Genomic DNA, 25,545 nt, shown 5'->3' on the forward strand with positions numbered 1-25,545 from the left:
TGGATGTGAGCGAGCTAACACGACTCTACTATACTGTATTCGACAAAAATACGTATTTTCCTACATCCATTTTGCATAAATTAAGTAAACTCTAGAGGAATTGTCCATTGAGCGGATTCGATCCAGCTGCGGTCGCTAAATTCTCTTGCCTTTAAGACGACCTGATGGCCGTAAACCTCTACATATAACCCCTGCGCCGCAGTAGAGGATTGTCCTGGAAGCACGCTCCGGGTTCTTCCGACCGAGGCGTTGTTGAACCAATGGAACGTATTTTGGCGGTTATAATGGTCTTCGTTAATAAAGTTACGGTGCGTATGACCGGATAAAACAAATACATTGCGATAAGGCGCCAGAATCTCCCTGAAGGCCTTGGCGCGAATCAATTGATGTGTTCGGCCATCACTTCCAATCTCGGGCAGCGGCTGATGAATAAAGACAATCGCCGGCTTCCCGTCCTCATGAGCCTTCATACATTCCCTAAACCAATCCAACTGGGCATCCGAATACCATGCTCCCTCGCCGACATCCGATTTTTCCTGAACGTACAGCTCCTGAGACACCATAATGAGATGGACGCCCTGGATCCACACGTCTGCGTAGGGACGGTCCTTGTAGCCTATAAAATCTTGAAAGCGCTGACGTGACATGGCGTCCGTTTTGCCGTTGGGCATTGTCTCCGTAGAGAAGGCGCCTTCTTCCGTTAGCCAAATGTCATAATAATCGTGGTTGCCCATATTGGCGTAAAGCGGGGGCAGCGTATATTGATTCAATATGCTTTGAAGAAGCTTGTAATCGCTTTCTCTTCCGAAATCCGTTAAATCTCCTCCTAATACGACAGCATCTATTGGCGTTTCCCAATCGCTTATATCCTTTATTGCCATATGCAGCTTATCCGTCATGGAAGACTCGCCGACGGAAATATGGAGATCGCTTAAGAGGAAGAAGGAAAGCTGCTTTTCGGTGGAAGGTTCGGTCTTAGCCGGTACAGGCTCCTCGTTCTGATGTTTGACGACGGATTCCTCCTCCGAATCGGCTTGGGCTATCCAGCGGCGAATATAAGGAGCGCCAATACCGGCACCGCCCGCAAGAACGGCAAGTGAGAATAACATCTTCTTAATAAAATTGCGTCGTGTTAACACAGCGCACCATCCTATCCGGTGAAGTACGTTGAGAGGTTTGCTTTTATTATAACGGTACCTAAGGGGCTGCCACAATAAAGGAATGCTTTTATTCGCGATCCGCTTACCATTTTTTTATGACAAAAGAATTGGGGATAGGACCAGCCTTCCATAGCATTTGAATCCGCTCCAAAGTCATGGCTTCCCTAATTGGGTCTAGTTTAGGAATGTTCTAGAAAAAGCCTGCATAAAAATAGAATGTAGGTTATTTTAAGTTAGTCACTTGACAAATGTAACTAAAATAATTTAATATACTAACATAAAGTAAGTTATTAATTTTCGAGGAGTGAATGTCATGTTAAGTTGGGGGCTTCTTATTATTCGTTTGATTGTCGGAATCAGCTTTATGGGACATGGTGCGCAAAAGCTGTTCGGATGGTTTGGAGGTTATGGACTAAAGGGCACGGGAGGATGGTTCGATTCGATCGGCATGAAGCCGGGGGTAGCCATGGCGTTCATTGCAGGGCTGTTTGAGCTTGTAGGGGGCTTATTATTTGCAGCTGGTGTCTGGACTCCTGTCGGGGCCGCACTAATCGTTCTTACAATGTTAGGTGCTATTATTAAGGTTCATGGAAAAAACGGCTTCTGGGTCACCTCTAACGGGATCGAGTATAACCTGGTGCTCATCGCCGTTGCAGTTGGAGTTGCGTTAACCGGTCCCGGATCGTTTGTATTATTCTAATTCAAATGTCAGATATCCTTAATAAGAGAGCTCCTGGCCGTCACGCCGGGGGCTCTTTTGCCGCATAAGCCCTCCCACAGACAATAAGCTCTACGTGTCGCCTTTTTCTTGCGCAAATGCTTGTTTATGTACGGAAGTCTTGGGGTACTAGAGAAAGATAGTACTATTTTTTCCGTCGTAGCCAGCTATACTTGAATTAACAGGTAAGACAGAGAAAGAGGTGCAGCGGGATGAGCCGTAAATGGTTGGAAAGGGAAGGTCTCCGATGGGTCGACGAAAACATTGTAACCCGTGACCAATATGATCGAATTTTAAGCTTATATCAAGATAAAAAGCACGCTATAGGGGTGTTGCCGATACTTGGCAGCATTTTGCTGGGGTTGGGTGTATTGAGCTTCGTAGCTGCTAACTGGCAGGAGATTCCTCAGCTGGTACGATTGCTGCTCATTATGGCCTTGATGATCGCGAGTTATGCAGGAGGGGAGCTTTTCCGCAGGAAAGGCCATGAAAAGCTCGGTCTCGCTTTGACGGCTTTAGGCTACGTGACGTTTGGTGCAGGAATTGTTCTGACAGGTCAAATGTTTCATTTGGTGGCTTATGATATAAGAGCATTTGTCGTGTGGGGGACTGCGGGCATATTGCTGACCTATTTGTATCACAGCCGATTTATTTATTTGCTTAGTCTGGCGGTATTCACGGTCGCACAGCTCTATAGCTCAATGGAATATTATCAGTTCAGCTATATAGGGTTTGCCATCATGGCGGCAGGGCTCGGGTATTATGCCTGGGTGCGCAGGAACACGCTGTTGACCTGGTGCTTCAGTTTAAGCTATGTGCTTCATGCGCTTATCTTCGTTCTGAATAAAGATTGGAAGTTACTTTGGTTCTTTATTCCGGTTATGGCCCTCTATACCCTGGGGGACTGGTACAAAGACCGTGTAACCGGCTACGCCTTGCAATCCGTGCCGCTCACTGCCGCCTATCTATTCGGTGCCGTAACGGTATTAGGCTGGGATAACAACCCATCGGATTTGGACGCTATCAGAGCGAATCCCTATTTTTATTTGGCCTTCCTGGCCGTGCTGTTTGCATTATCTTTGGCAGGGAAGTGGAGAAACAAGCAGATCACGAGTGCTATGGAGTGGGTGCTGCTGGCTCCGTTTCTATATTTACCGTCCGGCATTTCCGTTCTATACTTGCTCGCGTTGTTTTTCTTTTCCATGTATGTGCTGTGGAGAGGGTATACCGAGGAATGGCGCTTCAAAATTAACTTCGGCACCGTATTATTTCTTTGTACTACCATGATCGCTTACGGAAAGCTGACATGGGACTTTATGGACAAATCGCTGTTCTTTATTATCGGCGGCGTGCTGCTTCTAGTTCTAAGCTGGTTCTTAAACCGGCGGAATAAACGTTTTCTCGATGAAGTCAAAGGAGGGAAGCCGCTATGACGGAAGCCATTCGTTCTGGATCCAATCCACGCAGATCTTGGCTGCTCGGGCTTCTGGTTCTCCTCCAGCTGTTATTTTTGGGAGGCATTGCCCTTTCCTATTATGCGGTAGGGTGGTTCGGCACCGAAATCAAGCTAAAGACGGTTCCCGTAGATCCGAGGGATTATTTATACGGAGACTATGTCGTGCTGGGATACGATATCAGCCGGCTTGATTCAAGCTTATGGAAAGTCAGTGACAGAAAGCCCAAGTCCGGCGATCACGTGTTTGTGCTTCTGAAGCCCGGTACCGGAGGGTTCTATGAGGCCCGGGGAGTGTATGCTTCCAAACCTTTGCCGCAGGCGGGAGAAGTCGTGCTTACCGGTTCCATAGTCAATAGCTGGGAGGATACCATAAGCATGAAGTACGGATTGGAAAAATATTATGTTCCCGAAGGAACAGGCAGGGAGCTTGAGAAGCAGGCAGGGAACCTTGTCGCGAAGGTGAAAGTAGCTTCGTGGGGACAAGCGAAAATTGTAGCCTTGGAGCCGCGCGAATAATTCTTTCAGCAAACTTTCAGTTTGTGTTCAGATTCGATTCATTTTTAAGTGTGATAATAGGGATAAGCAATACAACCTATGAAACTTGGAGGAATCGAACATGACGAATCGCAGAGCAATCCGACTTGTGCTGGCTGCTGTCATAATGTTCGGAGGAACCGTTGCACTTTATGAGTGGGACCAAGCCGTCTCCGCGCATCAGGCTCAAATCATGAACGTTGCACAGTATAAGACGATACCAGCTTCGTAAAGGAACCATTGATTCTTTAGAACCCGCTAACTGTTGAAAGGCGCATGGGATAACAACCATGCGCCTTAGTGCATTATAGCTTAATCTCTTTCGAGCTGTGCCACCAGTCTTCTGGCCTGGCCTGCCGGTGTATCGATGGTCTCATATACCTTTAACCGAAGGCTATTTTCAAGCTGGTCCAGCTGGGTATCATTGAAATAGATCAGCTGCTCCCCGTTGGTAAACCGGTTTTCTCCGCTTAAATTTTTCGTTGTAGAAGCAATTTTTCTTCCGTCCTTCGTTTCCAGAACCATCAACAGTTTATTGAAATTCGCGTCGACCATGACCGTATCCACACTTTTCAACTCCGTGTTAATACGCAGCTTGTAATTATAATTATAGGTTTGCGTTGCCTGGTTCATCCCGGCCAGGTTGCTCAGTGCCCAGTCCTTGATTGTCAACTGATAAGGATATGCAAGGAGCTGCTGGTTATCAATGGATGTTTTGTTCATCGTAACATTGGCTTGAGAAATCGTAATTTTATAAGGCGCAGCCGTCTTGTCATCGATCAATTTCAGCGTATATTGGTTTTTGATGTCGTTCATCGGCAGGACGAACGAATAATTGACAACATAATCCGTACCCGGAACGACCAATGCTGCATTGTTGTTCAATCGGCTGCCAGCGTAAGTAAACCCGCCTCCGACAAGCTCGGCTGCAAATTGCGGCACCGGTAACGGTTTATCACTTTTATTGGAAAACTTCATTTTGACGATGCCGGTTTGGTAACCCATGCCTTCATTCTCATAGGTTTGCATATCGACGACGGATACGGAAATGTCCGGATTGATCGAATTATTGATCGGGTCGATCTGCAGCGGCGTATTCATCGTATAGGCTGCAGGCTCAGTCGTATCCTTAATCGAAGCACTGCTCTCCGGAACCAGGATGCTGAGTCTGCCTACCTTGTAGGAAATGATGGCGGAAGCGTCAGTCCGGTTCGGAACCTTATAGGTTTCTGTAGTCGAGACGGTGAAGCTGCTTAATTGGGTATCCAGATCCGTAGGGATAGCATAATAAATATATTTATGGTCCCCTGGATCCAATGCGGTAACCGCTTGATCTGCACGAGTACCCTTATACGTTAAAGTAGCCGATTTCCCGTCGAGAGAGAAGCTTGGAATGGATTCCGTCTTGGTTCCCGGATTTTGAACGAGCAGCTTAAGAACCTTCACAGGAATCTGGTCTTTAAAATTGGTAGCTAAGTGAACAGGCGTATACGTTAAGGAAGAATCCAGAGAAGGAATCGTAAAGGGTTCCCCCCAAGCCTTTATCGCACTTGGATCCGAAATCGGCGTTTGATCTCCGTACCATACCAGATTACTGACCGGAACATCGAGCATAGTGGTCTCTACTTTCGGATATACATCTTTATCCACATCTATCCATACAATATCGGTCGGGTTCAGGCTGTCTCCACCGTCGATCTGCGTCATGTAGCTTAGCTCGATGCTGGACATCGGCGGTACGGATACCGGATTATCCGCGCTGCCCTTCAAGACATACCTGGCGCCGTTACTCATTGCAATGCGGGCTTCATAATCCGGAACGCGGACCGTGTCGTTGGAAACATTATACATTTTCACTTTGACGCCGACCCGGGTACCATTAATCGAATGCTCACTTAGCAGGCTGCTGACTTTTACCTGAAGAGGGCCGTTCAATGTGACTGGATATCGGTTATCTATGGAAACGGCATTATCCGTTTCGTCCGCCATGGCAGCGATTGGGCCGAACGAAAGAACGAGAGAAGAGACGATAACGGCCGACAGCGCTTTTTTCAGATGGTTTTGCATCATAGGTCCTCCATTATTAAAAAGTTGAGTCTGATCAGCGGGTTCGTTATTTGCGAACCTCCACTTTGTCCTTGTCTTTCAATTCCTGAGCCCCCAGGACGACAATGGGCTCGCCTTCCTTCACACCGGAGACAACTTCGCGGCTGGAATCCGCCGCCGTGCGCCCCAGCACGACTTTTCTTTTCTCCGCCAGATCATTGGACACGACAAACACATAATTGTCATTGCCTTCCTTGGTAATCGCTGAGGCAGGTACGGTTACAACATCTTGGGAAGCGTCACCGCCCAGCTGAAGCTTAACCCTCATTCCTGATTTCAGCTTCAGATCCGCGTTTGGAGCGCTTAGCTCAAGCACATAGGTTTTGCTTTGCGGACTCATAACCTCGGCAAGATAGGTTACGGTTCCAGTCAATTTAGCGTCGGATCCCTGAAGGGTAAACGGCAGCTCCTGCTTGCCGCGAACAAGCTTCAGTGCGCTTTCGGTTACATCGGCATGGATTTTTATCGGATTTTGCTGTTGAATCACGCCGGCCACATAGCCTGCTGGAACCGTAACACCGGCTTCGGGGTTCAGATCCGTCAAAATGCCGCTGATTGGCGCTTTCACCTCAAAATCGGACAGCGTTTTATCTATATCCTGCAGCGTAACGTTGGTGGATTCGATTTGGATTTTGAGCGAAGCCAGAGGGTCTGTCGCCTCCAGATTGGCCAGCTGCTTCTGGGCTGTGTCCAAATCAAGCCTCGTAGTTTTGAGCTGCGTCTCCGCTTTGTCCAGCTGGGATTTCGGAACGAGACCAGCATCATAATTGTTGCGGATATTATTGTAGCTTTTCTCCAAATCCGCAAGTGTGAGCTGCAGCTTCTCGATGGTGTTCTTGTAAACGCCGCGATTCGTGGCGATATCTTCACGCGTCTTATCCAGCTGGGCCTGCAGATTCTGGCGCGACAGCTCCGTCTTCTCCCGGTTTCTGGCCGCATCGGCAGAATCCAGCGTGAAGATCACTTCACCCTGCTGCACGGTGTCCCCGCGCTTCTTCTTCATCTCCAGCACGTCGCCGCCTACTTTGGTGATGATATTGACTTGGGAGGAGGAGACGACATCGGCATCGAGCTCTTGCTTATTATCCATTTTTTGCTTGGCAGCAGGCTCAATCTTGACCGATTTGGCCTGATTTCCGCTCGCATTCGTAACCGAGCAGCCTGCGGCTAGAGCACCGCTTAAGATAATGACAAGACCTGTCATTAGTACGCGATGGAACCTGTTTGGATTATCGATCATCCTGGTCATGGGATGGGTAGCTCCTTTGCAATAAAATCGTGATACGGTCTATTTATTCACCCATAACGTGGGCTTTTGGACCGCCTTTGGCTTTCGTATTTTTCAGAAAAAGGGACAGCACTGCCGCTATGACCGACAATACAGCGGTAACGACGAACACGTCGTCCAGTCCATTAACAGTAGCCTGTATTTGCACCTGACCACTAATAAATGCGATCGCGCTGGAGTGTGCCTGCGCAGCCGATTGGCCCATGCTCATGTATTGCCCCTGGATTTGGTTCAAATGATTCATAACATTGGAGGAGAACATGTTCAGTTGCTCCGATAAGTCAGCCACATGGAACGTCCGGCGATCGGAGTACAGCAGAGCGAGCCAAGCAATCCCGAAGGAGGCGCTGATCTGGCGGATCGTATTGGATAATGCCGTTCCCTGTCCCATCTTGTGCATAGGGACCGTATTCATGCCGGCGGTCTGGATAGGCATCATCATCAGCCCCATCCCTATAGCCCGAAGCACCAGCCATCCGATGAGCACGGAGAAGGCCGTATTCAAATCGAGAGCGGAGGATAAATATAACGATAAAGCTGTAAACAGCAAGCCGACGATGGCCAGCAGCCGGGCTCCTATCTTATCGAATAATGCCCCCGCTATAGGCATCATGATGCCGGATACGACAGCCTGGGGAAGCAGGATCAGGCCGGTTTGAATTGCGGACAGTCCGGATAACGTCTGCAGGAATATCGGCAATAGGAACAGGACTCCCATCATGATTAACGTTGCGATGCTCGAAATAATGAGGGAGAGTGTAAAGGTAGCGTTCTTCAACAGGGTTAAATCCAGCATAGGATGGTCAATCAATAGTTCGATAAAGACAAAGATGACAAGACAGGTTAACCCGATTGATATAAAGGTGACGACCTCGGAATCACCCCAGCCTTTCTCCGATACCTTGCCGATGCCATAGAGCAGCGTCGAGAGGCCGGTGGTCGCCGTCAGAAAGCCCCATAGATCGAAACGTTGGGTGACCGGCGCCTTGAATTCGGTTAACACCGCCATAGCAAGGAAAAAGTCTACAATGCCGATGGGAACATTAATGGTAAAGATGAGCCGCCAATCCAAATATTCGACGATATAACCGCTTAATGTCGGACCGGTCGCCGGAGCAAACATAATGGCGATACCGAACAAGCCCATTGCCATCCCCCGTTTTTCCGGCGGAAACATGCGGAAGATCATCGCCATACTGATCGGCATCAGCGCTCCGCCTCCGATGGCTTGCACAATGCGGAAGACAATCATGCTGTCGTTGCTCCACGCCGCACCGCAAAGCCCTGAGCCTATGGTGAAGATGGCATTAGCAATCAGAAAGATTCGCTTGTAGCCGAACCGGTCTCCCAAATAGCCGGTAACAGGAACCAAAGCGCCGCTGACCAGAGCATAGGCGGTAACGACCCATTCAATATCCGATTGGGTGACGCCGAAGACGGACATCATTTTGGGCAGAGCTACGTTGACGATACTTGTGTCAAGAATAGCCATAAATACTGCGATGATGACGGCCAGCATGGCTAGACCCGGCCCTTTGGCCGCCGTTCGAGCCTGAATCGCCGTTTCCGGCGAGGCCGTGTTTGCGGATGCCACAGCTATTCCTCCTTTCTTATCTCACTTGAAGCAGAAGGCTACTTCTCAATTTTGATAGCTACATTCAAACCGGGGACCAAACGAAGTCCTTGATGATCATCCAGGGAAATTCGAACCGGAATGCGCTGAATTACCTTGGTGAAGTTGCCGCTTGAATTGGAGCTCGACAGGAGGGAGAAGGAGGAATTGGTTCCAAGACCAAGTCGTTCCACATGTCCTGTAATGACAGTACCGGGATAGGCATCAACCTTGATCGTGACCTTGCTCCCGACCTTGACGTCGGCAATTTCCGTTTCTTGAAGGTTTGCAGTCACATACAGCTGATCTAGATTCGCGCTCATCGCGATGGCGCTGCTGGCAGAAACCATCTGGTCCTTAATGCCGTTGAATTGAATAATTGTACCTTCCTCGGCGGCAATAATATCTTGTGTGACAGCGGGTGTATTGCCGCGGGCCGGGGTCGTCTCGACGATTCCCAGCACATCGCCTTTCTTGAAGGAATCGCCTTCTTTATAATTCCATTCGATCAATTTGCCTGAACCGGGTGCTCCAATGGCCCTTAAGTCCCCTTGAATCCTTGCATCCTCTGTCGTTATGTATTTGCTGGCAACCGCGTAATAGTAGGTGCCGCCTGCTCCTCCTCCCAGAAGGATCAAAGCTAGCAGGACAAGTAATATGACCTTTTTCTTCATTGCTGAATAAGCTCCTTTCTAAAATGGGAAGCGCGGGACTATCCCAAATCCTTGGCATTGGACAGCATTTTGCGAAATGTTGCCATAAACTGATCGGTTTCTTCCTGGCTTAAGTTGGCCAGCATGGCTTGTAGAATCCTTTTGCGGCGTTGGATGATCTCGCTGACCGTATGGCGGCCGGCTTCCGACAGCTCAAGCCACACCACTCTACGATCTGTAACGTCGCGGGATCGAATAACATGGCCGTCACGAACAAGACGATTAATCGCAATGGTTGTAGCGCTAGGCGAAAGATTCAGCTCCTCTGCCAGCTCGCTTACCGTCATGCGTCCGCCTCCGGACAAAGTATGCAGCAGCAGGAACTGCTGTTTGGACACTGCCGGGCATGGCGTCCACTTGTTGGATTGCCGGATCGCAGCATGGATGAGCTTCTCGAACTCATTCAATCTGTCGTCAATGCTTACCAACGATGGAATCCCTCCTTCTCCGAAAACAGGTTTACAGATAAACGTATTATACATAAGCGGTAAAAATGTTTTTCGGAATATATTTTTATAGTAAAAATATTTCATGGAAAAAATATCATGTTGAATATTACATCGTCAACCTATTTTTTTGTAAAAGATTTGAAACAAAACTTCCGCTCGCCCGTATTACCAATCAAACGAGAAACCAGATCTATTGGAAAAAGGAGCAAAACCATGAATGACCATCGCAACCTGTTTGAACTGGAGGAGGTAACGAGACAGCTATTCCGGAAAATGTCGCTGGCCTGGAACCGGTTCAATGAGAAAGGAATGACCTCACCCCAGGGCTATATTCTGGAGAAGCTGGAGACAGAGGGACCGCTTAAGGTGTCCCAGATGGCGGATGCGATGTGCTATACCGCCGGAGCAATAACCACTCTTGCGGATAAGCTGCTGCTGTCAGGTTATGTGGAACGGGAGCGGGACGATGAGGATCGCAGAGTCGTCTATTTGCGCATTACGGAGGAAGGCCGAAAGATGCTGGGAATGATCAGGGAGCAGAGAAAATCGAACATCAATACGTTCTTCGGCGATCTGCCGGATGAAGACATACAGCATTTGATAAGAATTTATAAACATATTTTGGCTCATTCGGATAAAAAGGCTTAGTCAAACCGGCTCCGAATCTCTATAATGAACAGTAGAACGGGGAGGGCGAGTCAGCCGACTCCCTACTGGAAGAAGAATCAAACTGGATTCGGAAAGAGGAGTAACATGGAACAGATGAGTTGGTCGCTGCCGGAAGACACCCTCATATGGGACCGCACGCAGGATCCGGATGAAGGCGACGTGCTGTATCCTTTTGCGTTGGAGGAGCTGCTGTGCAGACTGGTAGGGGAAGGGGGCGCCCCGATGGTTCATCTATGGAGACATCCGAGAGCCTTCGTCATGGGTCTCCGGGACAGCAGACTCCCCTATGCAAGGAAGGGTAAGCGATGGCTGGAGGACCAAGGGTATTCCGTCGCCGTCAGAAATTCGGGCGGAGCCGCGGTTCCGCTTGATTTGGGTGTCGTCAATGTCTCGCTTATCCAGCCAAAAAGCAGCGGACAGATCGATTTTCATCATGATTTCGAAACGATGTTCAGGCTGATGCGGGATGCTCTGCATTCCATAACGCCGGATGTAGCCAAAGGAGAGATCTTGGGCTCTTATTGCCCTGGAGATTACGATCTTAGTATAGACGGGCGCAAGTTTTGCGGCATCGCCCAGCGGCGTCAAGCGCGCGCTTTTGTCGTACAAGCCTTTGTCGTTGTATCGGGCAGCGGTAAGGCTAAAGCAGGATTGGCACAGGAGTTCTACCGGATTGCCGCTGAAGGCGCCGAGGCAGGCTCTTATCCAACGGTGTACGAGGATAGGATGGCCAGTCTGGAGGAGCTTGTCGGGCTGAACGACGTCCAGCGTTTTATCGATGCAGTGAAGCAGACGGTCAAATCCCATAAGCTGACGGATACAGGGGCGGAGGGACGGACGCTGCGGATTCCTGACGAAACGCAGATTATCGAAATGATAGCTTCCATGAAGAGCCGTTATGGAATTGAAGGATGATTTAAGACTGCAGGTACGGATTACACAAAAAGGCATAGGAGAGCCCCATGGCGTCTCTTATGCCTTTTGATTTGTTATTAGATGATTTATTTGAGAAAAAGCTTCATCGCGGCGGGAAGCTCATTTTGCCAAAAGCCCCAGAGATGCTTGCCTGGCTTCTCTTCATACCATAACCGGCATTGCTTCGTATCGATCAAATCCTTGGTGAGCCGGTTCTCCTCAAGGAAATCGAACGTTCCGCGCTCTGTCTTCACTTCCGTTTCATCCAGACCGATCAGCATGTACATAGATAACCACGACAAATCTTCTTCCTGCTCCAGCCTCTTTCTTGTTTCGGCTAAAAATGCTCCTGACAAGGATATAACGTTGCAAAATAGGCTACGATAATCTAAGGCAAGATGTAACGAAACGGTCCCTCCCAACGAATCACCGGCAAGAATGCGTTCCGACGCGTCGGTTCTGACTGAATATCTGGCTTCAATATAGGGAAGAAGCTCTTCGGCAAAAAAACGGGTATATGCGTTAAATCGTTCCCCTTCCGGTGCATACTCGCTTGTACGCACTGCCGTATCCACATCGACACCGACTATTACCGCCGGGCTGACACCTTCATCAAAGATGAGCCGGTTCATATGTGTCACAATGCGGCCGAAGTTAAAAAACTGCTCTCCGTCCTGGCAATATATAACCGGATAGGTGACGAGCTCCTGATAGCCCGGGGGTAAAAAAACGCGAACCGGACGCTCGCCATCCAGGTATTGGGAGGGGACAAGCTCCTTCACGACAGTACGTTTGTAATAAATGGAATCATCCATGGCAAATCCTCCAAGTGTATTATAATAGTTTGCGGTTATTTTGTGATCTGTATTATATATTTATGTCTGCTGTTATAGTCCATCATATGGAGAGAACGTATATTTTTCAAGTAAGTAGTTGTGTTATTCATGAAAACAGGTTTATAATACTACTATAACAGAAACTCCGGTTTCAAGGCATCAAAATCTATCGCTGAGGTGAATGTACATGAGTAAGCCATATGAAGTGGCAGTGTCCAAGGTGCAGCCTTTGTCTGTGCTAGCGCCAGACGGTACTGTGGTTAACGAGCAAGAAATGCCGAAATTGACTGACGATCAATTAAAAGAATTAATGAGACGTATGGTATTTACCTGTACTTGGGACCAACGGGCCGTTAACTTGACCCGCCAAGGACGTCTTGGTTTCTATGCGCCGGTATCCGGTCAAGAAGCGTCGATGGTCGGCAGTGAGTTCGCTTTAAATAAAGATGATTTTATTTGCCCTGGATATCGTGATATGCCGCAAATCGTATGGCATGGTCTTCCGATGTACCAAGCATTCCTATATTCCCGCGGTCATCAGCATGGCGGTCAAATTCCTGCCGATGTGCATGTATTGATGCCGCAAATCATTATCGGCGCACAAATTTTGCATGCAATGGGCGTTGCTATGGCATTCAAAAAACGCGGAGAAAAACGCGTAACCATCGCTTATACGGGTGACGGCGGTTCCTCCGAGGGCGATTTCTACGAAGGCTTGAACTTCGCAGGCGCATTCAAGCTTCCATCCATTTTCGTTGTACAAAACAACGGCTATGCGATTACAACTCCGTTTGCAAAACAAACGGCTGCTGAATCCGTAGCACACAAAGCAGTAGCTGCAGGTATCAAAGGCGTTCAAGTAGACGGTATGGACGTATTGGCTGTTGTCAAAGCGGTTCAAGACGCTGCAGAGCGCGGACGCAACGGCGAAGGCGCAACCTTGATCGAAGCGATCACTTATCGTTTCCTGCCGCACTCCATGTCCGGCGACGATCCGTCCAAATACCGTACAAAAGAAGAAACAGCTGAATGGGAAGCAACTAGAGACCCGCTGAACCGTTTCCGCACGTTCTTGGTTGGCAAAGGCTTGTGGTCGGAAGAAGAAGAGAACAAAGTAGTTGAAGAAGCTAAAGCTACGGTAGCTGAGCAAATCAAGAAGGCAGAAGAAATCGAAAAAATGACGGTTCCTGGCTTGATCGACAGCATGTTCGAAACGACACCGGCTTACTTGGAAGAGCAAAAAGCGGATTATATCGGGTAAAGGAGAGGAAAGCATACCATGGCTCAAATGACAATGATTCAAGCGATTAAGGATGCAATGCGCGTAGAATTGCAGCGCGATCCTAACGTTGTTATATTCGGGGAAGACGTAGGTAAGGTCGGCGGTGTATTCCGCGCTACAGAAGGACTTCAAGCTGAATTCGGCGAAGAGCGTGTATTCGATACTCCGCTTGCTGAGTCCGCTATCGGCGGTCTGGCAGTAGGTATGGGGATTCAAGGCTTCCGTCCGGTTGCCGAAATCCAATTCGTAGGTTTTATTTATGAAGCAATGGACCAAATCTGTGTACAAGCAGCTCGTATGCGTTACCGTTCCGGCGGCCGCTACAACGCTCCGATCACGTTCCGTACACCTTTCGGCGGCGGCGTAAAAGCAGCTGAGCTTCACACAGACCCATTGGAAGGCTTGCTGGTTCAAACGCCTGGTATCAAAGTGGTTGTTCCTTCGAACCCATACGATGCCAAAGGCTTGCTGATCTCCGCGATCCGCGATAACGATCCCGTCTTCTTCATGGAGCACTTGAATCTGTACCGTTCGTTCCGTGCGGAAGTTCCGGAAGGCGAGTACACGGTGCCTATCGGTAAAGCGAACGTTGTTCGCGAAGGCTCCGATGTAACCATCATCACCTACGGTGCAATGGTTCACACTTCCTTGAAAGCTGCTGAGGAAATTGAAAAAACTCGCGGCGTAAAAGTAGAAGTTATCGACCTTCGTACTTTGATTCCTTTGGATATCGATACGATCGTTGAATCGATCAAGAAAACCAACCGTGCTATCGTCGTTCAAGAAGCACAAAAAACGTCCGGTGTTGCAGCAGAAGTTATCGCGCAAATCAACGAAAAAGCGATCCTTCACCTGGAAGCTCCAGTGCTTCGCGTAACGCCTCCGGACACGGTATATCCTTTCGCGCAAGTGGAAGATCAATGGCTTCCTAACCCGGCTCGTATCGTAGCTGGTTTGAATAAAGTACTTGATTTCTAAGATGGCGCTCCTGTTAAGGAGCGATGGCCAAATGATTCGCGAAAAGGTTCCAAGAAGGAGGGTGTGTACCTCCGGCCGCTGTTGAGATTGTGTATTATGAATTAATTTTTTAAAAGGTAAATACACAATCTCAAAGGCGGACGCAGGCTCCTCCGGTACACACCCATCCTTTCTTTGCACATTCGCGGTTGTTTTGGCCGAAAACGCTCCTTCAAGGAGCGTTTGGGCGGTAAGATGCCGTTTGCGGTTGATGCGCAAACGGGTAATTTATTTAAAAGCGCAGCGAGAGCAGCTTTTTGGAATTAACAAAGCATGCGATCACATGGAGTCGGAGGACAGTGCAACTGTCGGAAAGTTTACGTGCCGCCTTTGAAATCGGGTTTCACCTGCTACAACTTCATTCAAGAAACCCGATTTCAATAGTGGCTGGAGGCAGTTCGTACTGTTCGGAGACGGTGGGTGGGATCGTGAGAAATGGTTTGTTCACTTCCAACCTACATACTCCCGCTGCGCCCACCATTAGGAGGGTCAGAACCGTGGCTATATTCGAATATAAATTCCCTGAGCTCGGCGAGGGCATTCACGAAGGCGAGATCGTCAAATGGCTTGTTAAGCCGGGCGATGCTGTAAATGATGAGACTATCATCATGGAAGTTCAAAATGACAAGTCCACAGTAGAAGTACCTTCTCCGGTAGAAGGTAAAATCGTGGAAATCAAAGTTGCCGAAGGCACGATCTGCACGATCGGCGATCTGATCGCTACGATCGAGGTTTCCGGCGAGGTGCCGCAGCAGGCTAGCCACGGCGGTCACAGCGAGAGCGCAGCACCAGCTGCTCCAGCGGCCCCGGCAGCGGCAGCACCATCGGCTCCCGCAGCAGCACCAGCACCTGCTGCAGCGGCGCCTGCTCCGACCGCGGCTGCAGGCAGCGCGGTCCTGGCAACTCCAAGCGTGCGCAGACTGGCACGCGAGAAAGGCGTGAACATCGCGCAAGTCACACCAACAGGCCGCAACGGCCGTGTGACGAAGGAAGATGTTCTAGCGTTCGCTGCAGGCGGCGGCGCGCCTGCGGCAGCACCATCCGCTGCAAGCGAAGCGCCAGCAGCTGGAGCAGCTCCGGCAGCAGCGCCTTCCACAGCTGCTGCGGCAGTATCCGGCGATCGCGTCGAAGAGCGCGTGCCGCTCAAAGGCATTCGCAAAGCGATTGCGAACGCTATGGTTAAATCCGCGTTCACCGCTCCTCACGTAACGCTGATGGACGAAGTGGATGTAACTCAATTGGTTGCTTTGCGCGGTAGAGCCAAAGCAGCGGCTGAGAAAAAAGGCGTGAAATTGACGTACTTGCCGTTCATCGTCAAAGCATTGGTAGCAGCGGCTCGTCAGTTCCCAGCTATGAATGCAATGATCGACGAAGAGAAGAACGAGATCGTCTACAAAAAGTACTACAACATCGGTATCGCAACGGATACAGACAACGGCTTGATCGTTCCTGTTATTCAAGATGCAGACCGTAAAAATATTTGGACTATCGCAGAAGCGATCAAGGATTTGGCAGCTCGCGGCCGCGACGGCAAGCTGAGCGCTAACGAAATGAGAGGCAGCACGATCTCCATAACGAACATCGGTTCCGCAGGCGGTATGTTCTTCACTCCGCTCCTCAACTTCCCGGAAGTTGCTATTCTCGGAACAGGCCGTATTTCGGAAAAACCGGTTGTGAAAAACGGTGAAATCGTCGTTGCTCCGGTTATGGCATTGTCCTTGAGCTTCGACCACCGTATCATCGACGGCGCTACAGCTCAAAACTTTATGAATTACATTAAACAGCTGCTGGCTGATCCAGAGCTGCTCATTTTGGAGGTGTAATACAAATGGTAGTAGGAGACGCTTCCGTTGAGATTGACGTTCTGGTCGTAGGTGCAGGTCCTGGTGGTTATGTAGCCGCCATCCGCGCCGCCCAATTGGGTAAGAGCGTATTGGTTGTAGATAAATCCGAGCTGGGCGGCGTATGCTTGAACCGCGGATGTATTCCTTCCAAAGCTCTGATCTCCGCTGCTCATCACTATGAAGCAGCAAGCCATAGCTCCGAAATCGGAATTACGGCTGAAAATGTAAAAGTGGATTTTGCCAAAGTCCAAGAATGGAAAAGCGGCATCATTAAGAAACAAACCGGCGGAGTAGCCTCACTGCTGAAAGGCAATAAAATTCAAGTTTTTAACGGTGAAGCTTTGTTCATCAATGAACATGAAGCTCGCGTGTTTAACGATAACGAAACGGCTCGTTACCGTTTCAACCACTGCATCATCGCTACAGGCTCCCGTCCGATTGAGCTCAAAGCATTCCCTTATGGCGGACGCATTATGTCGTCTACTGAAGCTTTGGATCTTCCTGAAATTCCGGAAAGCCTCGTTGTAATCGGCGGCGGCTACATCGGTATTGAGCTTGGTCAAACCTATGCGAAGTTCGGTACGAAAGTAACCGTACTGGAAGGCTCCGATGCTGTGCTTCCTGGCTTCGAGAAAGAAATGTCCCAACTCGTAGCACGCAACCTGAAAAAGCTGAACGTGGAGGTATTCACAGAAGCTATGGCTCAAGGCTGCGAGCAAACGGATAAAGACGTCACAGTTACATTCACCGTAAAAGGTGAAGAGAAGAAAGTAACGGCGCAATACGTGCTTGTTACGGTTGGACGCCGTCCTAACACAGACGGAGATCTTTCCTTGGAGCTTGCAGGCGTAGAGGTTGGCGAGCGCGGCTTGATCAACGTTAACGAGCAATGCCAAACGAACGTACCGCATATTTATGCTATCGGTGATATCGTTCCTGGTCTTGCCTTGGCGCACAAAGCTTCTTACGAAGGTAAAGTGGCTGCCGAAGCGATCGCAGGATTGTCCAGCGTAGTAGATTACAAGTGCATTCCGGCAGTTGTCTTCTCCGATCCGGAAATCGCAAGCGTAGGATTGAATGAAACGGAAGCAAAAGCTAAGGGAATCAACGTTGCCGTAGGCAAATTCCCTTATGGAGCAAACGGCCGTGCACAATCCATGAACGTGAAGGAAGGCTTTGTGAAGCTGGTTAGCGACAAAGATTCCGGTCTGCTCTTGGGTGCTCAAATCGTTGGTGCGGAAGCATCCAACCTGATTGCCGAAATGGCTCTTGCTATCGAGATGGGTGCAACCGTTGAGGATATCGCGCTGACCATTCATGCGCATCCGACATTGGGCGAAATCACGATGGAAGCTGCGGAAGTGGCCATGGGTCATCCGATTCATATTCTTGGAAGCAGTAAATAACCATCGGTAACAGAATCCAAGCTTGGTGCTGCAGTGTACTGCGGCACCAGGCTTTTTTCATTTGCTGTATCGGGCTTCATGGGAATTTGTTGTTTTTGCCATACTAAGAAAATCATTATATAAGGAGCTTCTTATGCCAATTCGGAGCTGGAAGATAGGTTGCTTATTGGTGTTGGCTTTCTCCGCTTCCGCTTGTGACAGCTTCCCGTCTTCACCGTCCCCCGCCGAAGGGGAGCATCCCCCTGTCGTGCTCCGATTCTGGGATGAGAATGCGGGGCCTAGCCGAACACCGTATTATAAAGAGCTGCTGCGGCGGTTTCATGAGCTGCATCCGGACATCGACGTGCAGTACACCGGTATTCCGGTAAGCATCAATAAAGTCAAGTTCGATGTAGCGATTCATTCGAACGATATGCCGGATGTTGCCGGCTTGAGTGAAGCCTGGCTTGCCGATTACGCGTCCAAAGGCGTACTGCTGCCATTAGATGATTATTTTGAGAGGTGGCCCGAGCATTCGCAAATAGGGGATACCTTTATAGCCTATAATCGGTCACTGGTGCCGGACGGGAAGCTGTATCAGATACCTAACACCTTTAATTTCGATGTATTCTGGTATCGGACGGATTGGTTTCGCGAGGCGGGACTTGCCGCTCCGCGCACCTGGGATGATTTTTTTGCGGGGGCCAGGAAGCTGACCGATCCTTCGCTTCCCCGCTACGGGTATAGCCTGAGAGGGGCTGACGGCAGTATTACGCAGCTGACCTCCTTGCTCTATGCCTACTCGGGGATAACCGAATATTTTACACCCGATGGGAAATGTACGATCAATCATCCGCTGCATGTCCAATTTTTGAAGCAGTACCTATCTTTATACCAAATCAATACGTCCAAGAGCGACATCGCCAACGGGTATAAAGAAATGGTCGCCGCGTTCGATACGGGCCGGGCAGGAATGATTCAGCATAATTTCGGTTCGTATAACGACCATGTTCAAGCTCTGGGGGCAGACAAGTTCGGGGCGGAGCTGCTGCCGCCGGGACAAAACGGCAAAAGAGCGATGGTGACGGTAGCGAACGGCTACAGCATTTTCAAGACAACCCGCAACCCGGATGCGGCGTGGAAGCTGCTGAGCTTCCTCTCCTCGAAGGAGAGCCAGATCTATTGGAATGCCAGTGTCGGCCAAATGCCGACGAATACACAGGCCTGGGACAGCGACTACATCCGGAATACGCCATTCCTTCAAGAGGCACTGGCAGCGATCAAGGACACCAAGACCGGAACGGTTCAAGTGCCTATCTATTTGACGAATTATACAAGCCTGGTGAAACAGCAGCTGGAGCCGGAATTTCAGGAAGTGCTGGCCGGAACGATGCCGGTAGAGCAATTTTTGAACGACTGGGCCGCCATCATGGAAAATGCGAATGATGAATACCGAAACCGAACGAACCGCATTACATAGCACAGCTTATTATGGGCGAGGAGGGGCAGTATGCGTTGGCTGGCGAATCGATCTCTGAAATCGACGATATTGTGGCTGTTCGTTCCGTTAATCCTCGTCTTTGTGCCAGTAACCGGGATCGTCTCGTACATGCTGGCCTCGCAGCAGCTGAGAGCCAATGCGGAGACGAGCATTAATGATACACTGTTTCAAACGAAAAATTATATGAATGATCGGCTGACGGCACTTCTTACCGATCTCACGGCCTTAGATAACAGCAGCGAAATCCGGAGTCTTTTTTACAGGGCCGAGCAGCCGTCCTTTGAATTACAGCCTAGAGACTATATGACCTTGAGCAAGCAGATCGACAAGGTATACTCCGACTTTTACACCATTATCGACTCCATAGGGATATATTACAACGAAGGCCGGATAGCCGTACTCCGCCAAGACTATTTGCAGATGGATGCGGCTTGGGATGTTAAGCCGTTCCTTCAATACCCGTACGATACCGCATCACAGGTCTATTGGCTGAACATTCATAAAGACGAACTGGGAGCTGAGCGCGGTGCGAATGTGGCGGGATTATACAAATGGGTAGGCGGACCTCGAGGAGACCGGACCGGGTTGATCCTTATTCAGCTGAAGGAGGATTTTTTCCGCGAGCTGTTAACAGCACCGAAGATTAGCAACAACGGCTACCTGATGCTCGTCAGTCCGGAAAGTGCCATAAGCTTCAAAGCCGCGCTGAGCCCATACGAACTGGACCAGAAGCAGCTTCACGAAGAGCTGCAGAAGGCTTCGAATCCGGTAACCGGAAGGATCGATATGAGAAGCTCGGAAGGCAGGAAGATGGTTGTCCTATACGATACGATAGGCATCAACAAATGGAAGATTGCCGCGGTGTACCCGCAGGACGAAATCTACGAGAAGATCAATGACATTCAATACGTCAGCCTGTCCGTCATGGCGGCTGTTCTAATAGTGGTCGTGCTGCTATCAGGTGTTCTGGCCAATATTATAGCAAGGCCTCTTGGAAAGCTGACTCGGCAGATCGACCGTATTGAACAGGGGAATCTGGATGTAGCGGTGCCTGAGCTGCCCAGCCGCGAAATCGGTATTTTGAGCAAGGGCATCCAGGATATGCTGGAGAGAATCAAGCTTCTTCTTGCCCAGGTAGAGCACGAGCAGGAGCAAAAAAGATTGTCTGAATTGGCGGCGCTTCAAGCGCAAATCCAGCCTCATTTTTTGTACAACACGCTCTTTTCGATCAAGCAGCTATGCGAAATGAACGAAACGAAAGAAGCCTCACAGATGATTACGGCACTATCGAATTATTTTCGTATTAGCATCAGCAAGGGCAATGAAATCATTTCGATCGCGAATGAGCTGGAGCATGTAAAGCAGTATTTGTATATCCAGCATCAGCGTTACGGCAGCAGGATTTCGTATACGATCGATGTGCCGGAAGAGTTGCAGGACGGTTTGATTGTGAAGCTTACCCTTCAACCGCTTGTGGAAAATGCGATCTATCATGGAGTCAAAAAGATTCGCCGTCCGGGAGTCATCGAAATTACGGGCTGGATGGACGAGAATAACGTCTATCTCCGGGTTAATGATAATGGCGCCGGGATGTCGGCTGAGCGTCTTGCGCAGCTTGAAAACAGCTTGTCCGCCGCTGCGGAAGACAATCCGAATGAAGCTCCCCCCGTAGGCTTCGGTGTCAGAAACGTACATCGACGATTACAGCTTCATTACGGTCAGGATTACGGCTTGTCTTTTGTAAGCGAGGAGGGAGCCGGAACGGCGGCTACTGTTAAGATACCGCTAAGACGCGCTTAGCACGATGGGATGCGGGAGGTGCAGCAAATGTGGAAACTCGTTATAATCGATGACGATCAAATTATACTGAGAGGGCTTACGGGCAGTATTCCTTGGCAGCGGCACGGGATTGAGGTCGCAGCTACCGCAATGGACGGCGAGGAAGGGCTGGTGGCGGTAGAGAAGCATCGGCCTCATATCGTCATTACCGACATCCGGATGCCTTTCATGGATGGGCTGGAGTTTACGGAAACGGTTAAGGCTAACTATCCGGATACCAAAATCATCCTGATGACCAGCTACGATGAATTTGAATTCGCCCAAAAGGCGCTAAAGCTAAAGGTGTATGACTTTATACTGAAGCCTGTTGAAAACGATAAGCTGCTGGAAGTCGCCCTGCGTGCCGCGCAGGAGTGGGAGCAGGAGCAGAGCCTCGCAAAGAAAGTGATGGAAGGCATTCCTTTTCTCAAGCAGCGGTTTTACGAGAATTTGCTAAGAGGCAAATACAAGCAGGAGGAAATCGAGAATGAGCTGCGCTTCCTGGATATGAAGCTGGAAGGCAGGGTGTATACGGTTATTTTGCTGATTGCCGATGATTATTTTGAGACCGGCTCCAAAAACCGCTTCGGTCAAGAGCTGCTCAAGTACTGTATCCAGAACGTGGCTACGGAAGTTTTAGCCTCGGAGGCTCATAACGCCGGCGGTGTGAACAGCCTGGTGTTTGAGTACATGGAGGACGAAATCGCAATCGTTTACTGCAGTGACGAGGAGGAACAGATCGCGGAGCGGCTGGCGCTCCAGACGGCGGAATTAATCCGGCAGCATGTTGAAACGTATTTGAAAACGACGATTACCGTCGGTATCGGCTCGATGACTGCGGAGCTGTCATGTATTGCAGGCGCCTATAGGGAAGCGAAGGCCGCAACGGAATTTCGTCATCTGACCGGAACCAATCAAGTGTGGACCTATCGGGATACGCAGATCAAGTCGGAGGAAAGCACGGTACCGGCCATGGCGGAAGGCTGGGAGGCGAAGCTTGCTTTGAAGTCGAAGCTGGGTCTGGAGCAGGAGGCCCTGCAGATTCTGGAGACAATCGAGCAGGATATCGTAGGGAAGCAGCCGATGACGCTTGAACGACTTCGATTGCTATGTATTGAGATCGTCTTTGTGATTGCCAATGCGTTTCAGGATTGGAGCGAGCCCCCTTATGCGAAGGAGGCAGTGGAGGAGATGTTCCAGGAGCTTCATCAGCTTCGCACAGCGAAGGAGATGTTTGAACGGATCCGGGCGTTCCTGGCCGGTATTACGGCAACAGTGAATGATCGTCGAAGCCGTCAGCAGCAGCAGATGGTTGACCAGGCTATCGCCTTTATCCAGCAGCACTACATGCAGGAGGGGTTATCTCTGCAGGATGTAGCCGATCACGTGCATCTGAGCACCAATTACTTAAGCATGATTTTCAAGAAGGAAGCGGGAATTAATTTCAGCGATTTTCTGACGGAGACGCGGATGAAGAATGCGATACGCCTGCTTCGGTCGGAGGAGCTCAAGACTTACGAGGTGGCGCAGCAGGTGGGGTACAGCAATCCTCAATATTTCAGCGTAATTTTTAAAAAGTTCACCGGAAAAACCCCCTCGGAATTCAAACAGTCCCGATGATGCATGATTCACGATAATAAGTGAACCAGGTACGTAAAATCTCAAACAATTTGCGGAATATATTTTATTCTTGAAATTGCGGCCCGCTTTTATAATAAGGACATGTCCATTAGACCTGATGACAACACTTATTGACAAAGAGGGGCTGCAATATGGAAAGAAAAATCGGCTTAAAGCATTCCTTGGCGTACGGCAGCGGCAACCTGCTGGGGAGCGGAGCTCTTGCGGTCAGCGGCGCCTGGCTGTTGTACTTTTATACGACATTCTGCGGATTGTCGGCTATTCAAGCGGCTTCCATTTTCTCGATCGCCAGTATCGTCGATGCGGTGAGCAACCCGATTATGGGCTTTATCAGCGACAATCTGCACCGGACGAAAATCGGACGGAGGTTCGGGCGCCGCAGATTCTTCATTCTGATCGGGATTCCGCTAATGATCGTCTACCCGTTAATGTGGGTGAACGGCTTCGGCTACTGGTATTATCTGGTAACGTACATTTTATTCGAATTGATTTATACGTCGATCATGGTTCCGTACGAATCTTTGGCGGCAGAGATGACCAAGGATTTTGGCGCGCGCTCCAGATTGACCGGCTTTAAAGCGATTTTCGGTAAAATTGCCAACTTCGCCGCCGCGTTCATTCCAGGCCGATTCATTGCTATGTACGGAAAAGATTCGCCGACTCCATTTTTGTACACAGGGATCGTATTTGCGGTCATTCTGGTGATTGCGATGATTTTCTTGTACAAGTATTCATGGGAACGTTCCGCGAAGGAAATGGAAGAAGAACTTAAGAACGAGCCCGAGCTCGGCTTTGTGAATGCGATGAAGAAGCTGTTTATCGATATCACCTCCACCTTCCGGGTCAGAAGCTTCCGTCATCATCTTGGCATGTATCTGGGAGGCTTCTCGGCAGAATGGTTATTCACATCGGCTTTCACGTATTTCATCGTCTTTTCGCTGCACCAAAGCTCCGAGTATGTGTCCAATCTATCGAGCTTCAACTCGGTCATTCAATTGATCGCAACGTACTTATTTATCGGCTACTGCGTGAAAAAAGGGTTCTCAAAGCCCTACATTATGGCCATTTCCATCGTGCTGCTCGCGGTGCTCGGCTACTTCGCGATTTACCTGATCCATCCGTCTAACATGACGCTGTGGCTGTATGTCATTACGCTAGTGATGGGCTTCGGTACCGGCGGGGTTTATTACATCCCTTGGAATCAGTATACGTTCATGGCGGATGTGGATGAGGCATTGACCGGCCGCAGAAGAGAAGGGATTTATGCCGGTGTCATGACGTTTGCCGGTAAAATGGTGAGAGCGGTCGTCGTCTTCCTGCTCGGCTGGGTCTTGCAGCAGTACGGCTTCGTTTCCAAGCAGGCTGTACAGCCGCTGTCGGCAGAGCATGCCATCGTTGGTGTATTGATTGTCGGAACGATTGTACTGGGGATCGCAGGGATTATTGCTTCTGTGATGTTCAAGCTGAATGTAGAATCTCATAAAGTGCTGGTTAAAGAAATTGATCGCCTCAAAGAAGGCGGATCCATGGCGGATGCGGATACCGAATCCCGCGCCGTATTTGAAAAGCTGACCGGCTTCCGGTATGAGCAATGCTGGGGCAACAATAATGTCGGCTATAAAGATAAAACAGGCACCAAGGTCGGGGCGAGCGTGTAGGCCGACCAGCCCAATGCCATAGAAAAAAAGACTGTCCTTTCGGGATTACGTTCCGGGAGGGCAGTTTTTTTTTCAATTTTGCCTGTAACAAAGAGCCCGCTTTGTGAGGTGTTCCTCACGCACGTCCACAACCCTATTGACAAAAGACCCGGAACGGTTGTATTATCCAGATATAGCTAATTTGAACGTTTGTTCAAAACAATCGTTCAAAACAATTGTTCAACTTCCATCTGGTTATATTATCTAAGGATGGCACAGGTATACATAACTCCAATAATTCATCGCAATTACAAATATCGCGGATGTTCAACAAAGGGAGGAATCACATGAAACAGGACCAGAAGGATGTTAAATTAAAAATTTTGGACGCAGCCAAGAGACTGTTCGCGCGCAAAGGCTTCGACGGAACCACCGTCAGACAAATATGCGATGAGGCCGGGGTAGCGCTGGCGTTAGTATCTTACCATTTCGGCGGCAAAGAAAATGTGTATTACGCTTTGTTCGAAACGTTCACGCCGCAATTTGCGCAGACGACCTATGACCTGAAGGATCCGGAGGCGGACCTGCGAAGCTTTATCCGCGATTTCGTCGAATTTCGGATCGCCGAGCCGGAGCTCATCAATATGCTTCAGCAGGAAGTCATGATGCAGAGTCCGCGGCTGGAGAAGGTCCAGTCCATCGTGTATTCGATATGGATGCAGCTGAGGCTTATTCTGGAGGCCGGACGCAAGATGGGCCGGTTTGATTACGAATCGTTGACGCATACGATGCATTTTGTATTCGGTACGCTGATTTTCTCCAGGGTCAGCCCGTTTCTGGAGCCTGTATTCGCCTCAGATTCGGCACAAGGCAAGGATGAGAGCCTGGAAGCCGTCGTAGGGTATACGACGCGATTTATTTTTAACGGATTGCAGTGCAAGGATCAGTAGACATTCAAGTATAG

At 49.5% G+C, this 25,545-nt stretch carries 22 protein-coding genes; 15 read left to right on the plus strand and 7 right to left on the minus strand.

Annotation, left to right across the window (positions count from 1 at the left end; all coding sequences use genetic code 11):
* Positions 1-80 precede the first annotated feature (80 nt).
* Complete coding sequence (locus tag B1728_RS23985) at positions 81-1,139, minus strand: metallophosphoesterase family protein (RefSeq protein ID WP_079912952.1); 1,059 nt, start codon at positions 1,137-1,139, stop codon at positions 81-83.
* Between the two features lie 334 nt (positions 1,140-1,473).
* On the opposite strand from B1728_RS23985, the gene B1728_RS23990 reads away from it, so the two are divergent.
* The 4 genes from B1728_RS23990 (at position 1,474) to B1728_RS36410 (ending at position 4,100) form a co-directional block, all read left to right on the plus strand.
* Positions 1,474-1,860, plus strand: coding sequence for a DoxX family protein (locus B1728_RS23990; RefSeq protein ID WP_079912953.1), 387 nt, complete (start codon positions 1,474-1,476; stop codon positions 1,858-1,860).
* Between the two features lie 230 nt (positions 1,861-2,090).
* On the plus strand, positions 2,091-3,311 hold the full coding sequence (locus B1728_RS23995) for a DUF2157 domain-containing protein (RefSeq protein WP_079912954.1): 1,221 nt from the start codon (positions 2,091-2,093) through the stop codon (positions 3,309-3,311).
* Positions 3,308-3,850 (plus strand): GDYXXLXY domain-containing protein, encoded by a 543-nt coding sequence (locus B1728_RS24000; RefSeq protein ID WP_079912955.1) that lies wholly within the window; start codon positions 3,308-3,310, stop codon positions 3,848-3,850. Before B1728_RS23995 ends, B1728_RS24000 begins: the two co-directional genes overlap by 4 nt.
* Before the next feature lie 100 nt (positions 3,851-3,950).
* Positions 3,951-4,100, plus strand: coding sequence for a hypothetical protein (locus tag B1728_RS36410; RefSeq protein WP_179136178.1), 150 nt, complete (start codon positions 3,951-3,953; stop codon positions 4,098-4,100).
* Between the two features lie 80 nt (positions 4,101-4,180).
* Here B1728_RS36410 and B1728_RS24005 read toward each other — a convergent pair whose 3' ends face one another.
* From B1728_RS24005 to B1728_RS24025, 5 genes are read right to left on the minus strand one after another with little or no spacing between them, the layout of a single operon-like run.
* Positions 4,181-5,938: a hypothetical protein gene (locus B1728_RS24005; protein ID WP_144027987.1), complete on the minus strand. Its 1,758-nt coding sequence runs from the start codon at positions 5,936-5,938 to the stop codon at positions 4,181-4,183.
* Between the two features lie 43 nt (positions 5,939-5,981).
* On the minus strand, positions 5,982-7,223 hold the full coding sequence (locus B1728_RS24010; protein ID WP_079912957.1) for an efflux RND transporter periplasmic adaptor subunit: 1,242 nt from the start codon (positions 7,221-7,223) through the stop codon (positions 5,982-5,984).
* Positions 7,224-7,266: 43 nt separating this feature from the next.
* Positions 7,267-8,856: a DHA2 family efflux MFS transporter permease subunit gene (locus B1728_RS24015; protein ID WP_079912958.1), complete on the minus strand. Its 1,590-nt coding sequence runs from the start codon at positions 8,854-8,856 to the stop codon at positions 7,267-7,269.
* 38 nt (positions 8,857-8,894) lie between these two features.
* Positions 8,895-9,548, minus strand: coding sequence for an efflux RND transporter periplasmic adaptor subunit (locus B1728_RS24020; protein ID WP_079912959.1), 654 nt, complete (start codon positions 9,546-9,548; stop codon positions 8,895-8,897).
* 38 nt (positions 9,549-9,586) lie between these two features.
* Positions 9,587-10,015, minus strand: a complete 429-nt coding sequence (locus tag B1728_RS24025) for a MarR family winged helix-turn-helix transcriptional regulator (protein WP_179136179.1) — start codon at positions 10,013-10,015, stop codon at positions 9,587-9,589.
* A 234-nt stretch (positions 10,016-10,249) separates the two neighbouring features.
* Here B1728_RS24025 and B1728_RS24030 point away from each other — a divergent pair, with 234 nt between their 5' ends.
* Both B1728_RS24030 and B1728_RS24035 read left to right on the plus strand, forming a co-directional pair.
* On the plus strand, positions 10,250-10,684 hold the full coding sequence (locus B1728_RS24030; RefSeq protein WP_079912961.1) for a MarR family winged helix-turn-helix transcriptional regulator: 435 nt from the start codon (positions 10,250-10,252) through the stop codon (positions 10,682-10,684).
* Between the two features lie 105 nt (positions 10,685-10,789).
* Positions 10,790-11,620, plus strand: coding sequence for a lipoyl protein ligase domain-containing protein (locus B1728_RS24035; RefSeq protein ID WP_079912962.1), 831 nt, complete (start codon positions 10,790-10,792; stop codon positions 11,618-11,620).
* Positions 11,621-11,706: 86 nt separating this feature from the next.
* Here B1728_RS24035 and B1728_RS24040 read toward each other — a convergent pair whose 3' ends face one another.
* Positions 11,707-12,435, minus strand: coding sequence for an alpha/beta hydrolase (locus tag B1728_RS24040; RefSeq protein ID WP_079912963.1), 729 nt, complete (start codon positions 12,433-12,435; stop codon positions 11,707-11,709).
* Positions 12,436-12,643: 208 nt separating this feature from the next.
* Between B1728_RS24040 and pdhA the strand changes: the two genes are divergently transcribed.
* From pdhA to B1728_RS24085, 9 genes are all read left to right on the plus strand, one after another.
* The gene (gene pdhA, locus B1728_RS24045; protein WP_079912964.1) at positions 12,644-13,717 is read left to right on the plus strand and encodes a pyruvate dehydrogenase (acetyl-transferring) E1 component subunit alpha; all 1,074 of its coding nucleotides are present in this window, start codon (positions 12,644-12,646) and stop codon (positions 13,715-13,717) included.
* Between the two features lie 18 nt (positions 13,718-13,735).
* A complete protein-coding gene (locus B1728_RS24050) occupies positions 13,736-14,716 on the plus strand; it encodes an alpha-ketoacid dehydrogenase subunit beta (RefSeq protein WP_079912965.1) in 981 nt (326 codons plus the stop codon).
* 536 nt (positions 14,717-15,252) lie between these two features.
* Positions 15,253-16,578 (plus strand): dihydrolipoamide acetyltransferase family protein, encoded by a 1,326-nt coding sequence (locus B1728_RS24055; protein ID WP_079912966.1) that lies wholly within the window; start codon positions 15,253-15,255, stop codon positions 16,576-16,578.
* Between the two features lie 5 nt (positions 16,579-16,583).
* A complete protein-coding gene (lpdA, locus tag B1728_RS24060; RefSeq protein ID WP_079912967.1) occupies positions 16,584-18,005 on the plus strand; it encodes a dihydrolipoyl dehydrogenase in 1,422 nt (473 codons plus the stop codon).
* A 133-nt stretch (positions 18,006-18,138) separates the two neighbouring features.
* Positions 18,139-19,464 (plus strand): ABC transporter substrate-binding protein, encoded by a 1,326-nt coding sequence (locus B1728_RS24065; protein ID WP_079912968.1) that lies wholly within the window; start codon positions 18,139-18,141, stop codon positions 19,462-19,464.
* 30 nt (positions 19,465-19,494) lie between these two features.
* Positions 19,495-21,285 carry a cache domain-containing sensor histidine kinase gene (locus tag B1728_RS24070; protein WP_079912969.1) on the plus strand — a complete coding sequence of 597 codons (1,791 nt, stop codon included), beginning with the start codon at positions 19,495-19,497 and terminating at the stop codon, positions 21,283-21,285.
* A gap of 27 nt (positions 21,286-21,312) precedes the next feature.
* A complete protein-coding gene (locus tag B1728_RS24075) occupies positions 21,313-22,923 on the plus strand; it encodes a response regulator (protein WP_079912970.1) in 1,611 nt (536 codons plus the stop codon).
* Between the two features lie 152 nt (positions 22,924-23,075).
* Positions 23,076-24,602, plus strand: a complete 1,527-nt coding sequence (locus B1728_RS24080) for an MFS transporter (protein WP_079912971.1) — start codon at positions 23,076-23,078, stop codon at positions 24,600-24,602.
* Between the two features lie 326 nt (positions 24,603-24,928).
* A complete protein-coding gene (locus B1728_RS24085) occupies positions 24,929-25,531 on the plus strand; it encodes a TetR/AcrR family transcriptional regulator (protein WP_079912972.1) in 603 nt (200 codons plus the stop codon).
* Positions 25,532-25,545: the final 14 nt, after the last annotated feature.

Origin of the sequence: Paenibacillus sp. 32352 (assembly GCF_002042965.1) — a bacterium.
In the GTDB taxonomy this organism is placed as follows: Bacteria; Bacillota; Bacilli; order Paenibacillales; family NBRC-103111; genus Paenibacillus_S; species Paenibacillus_S vulneris.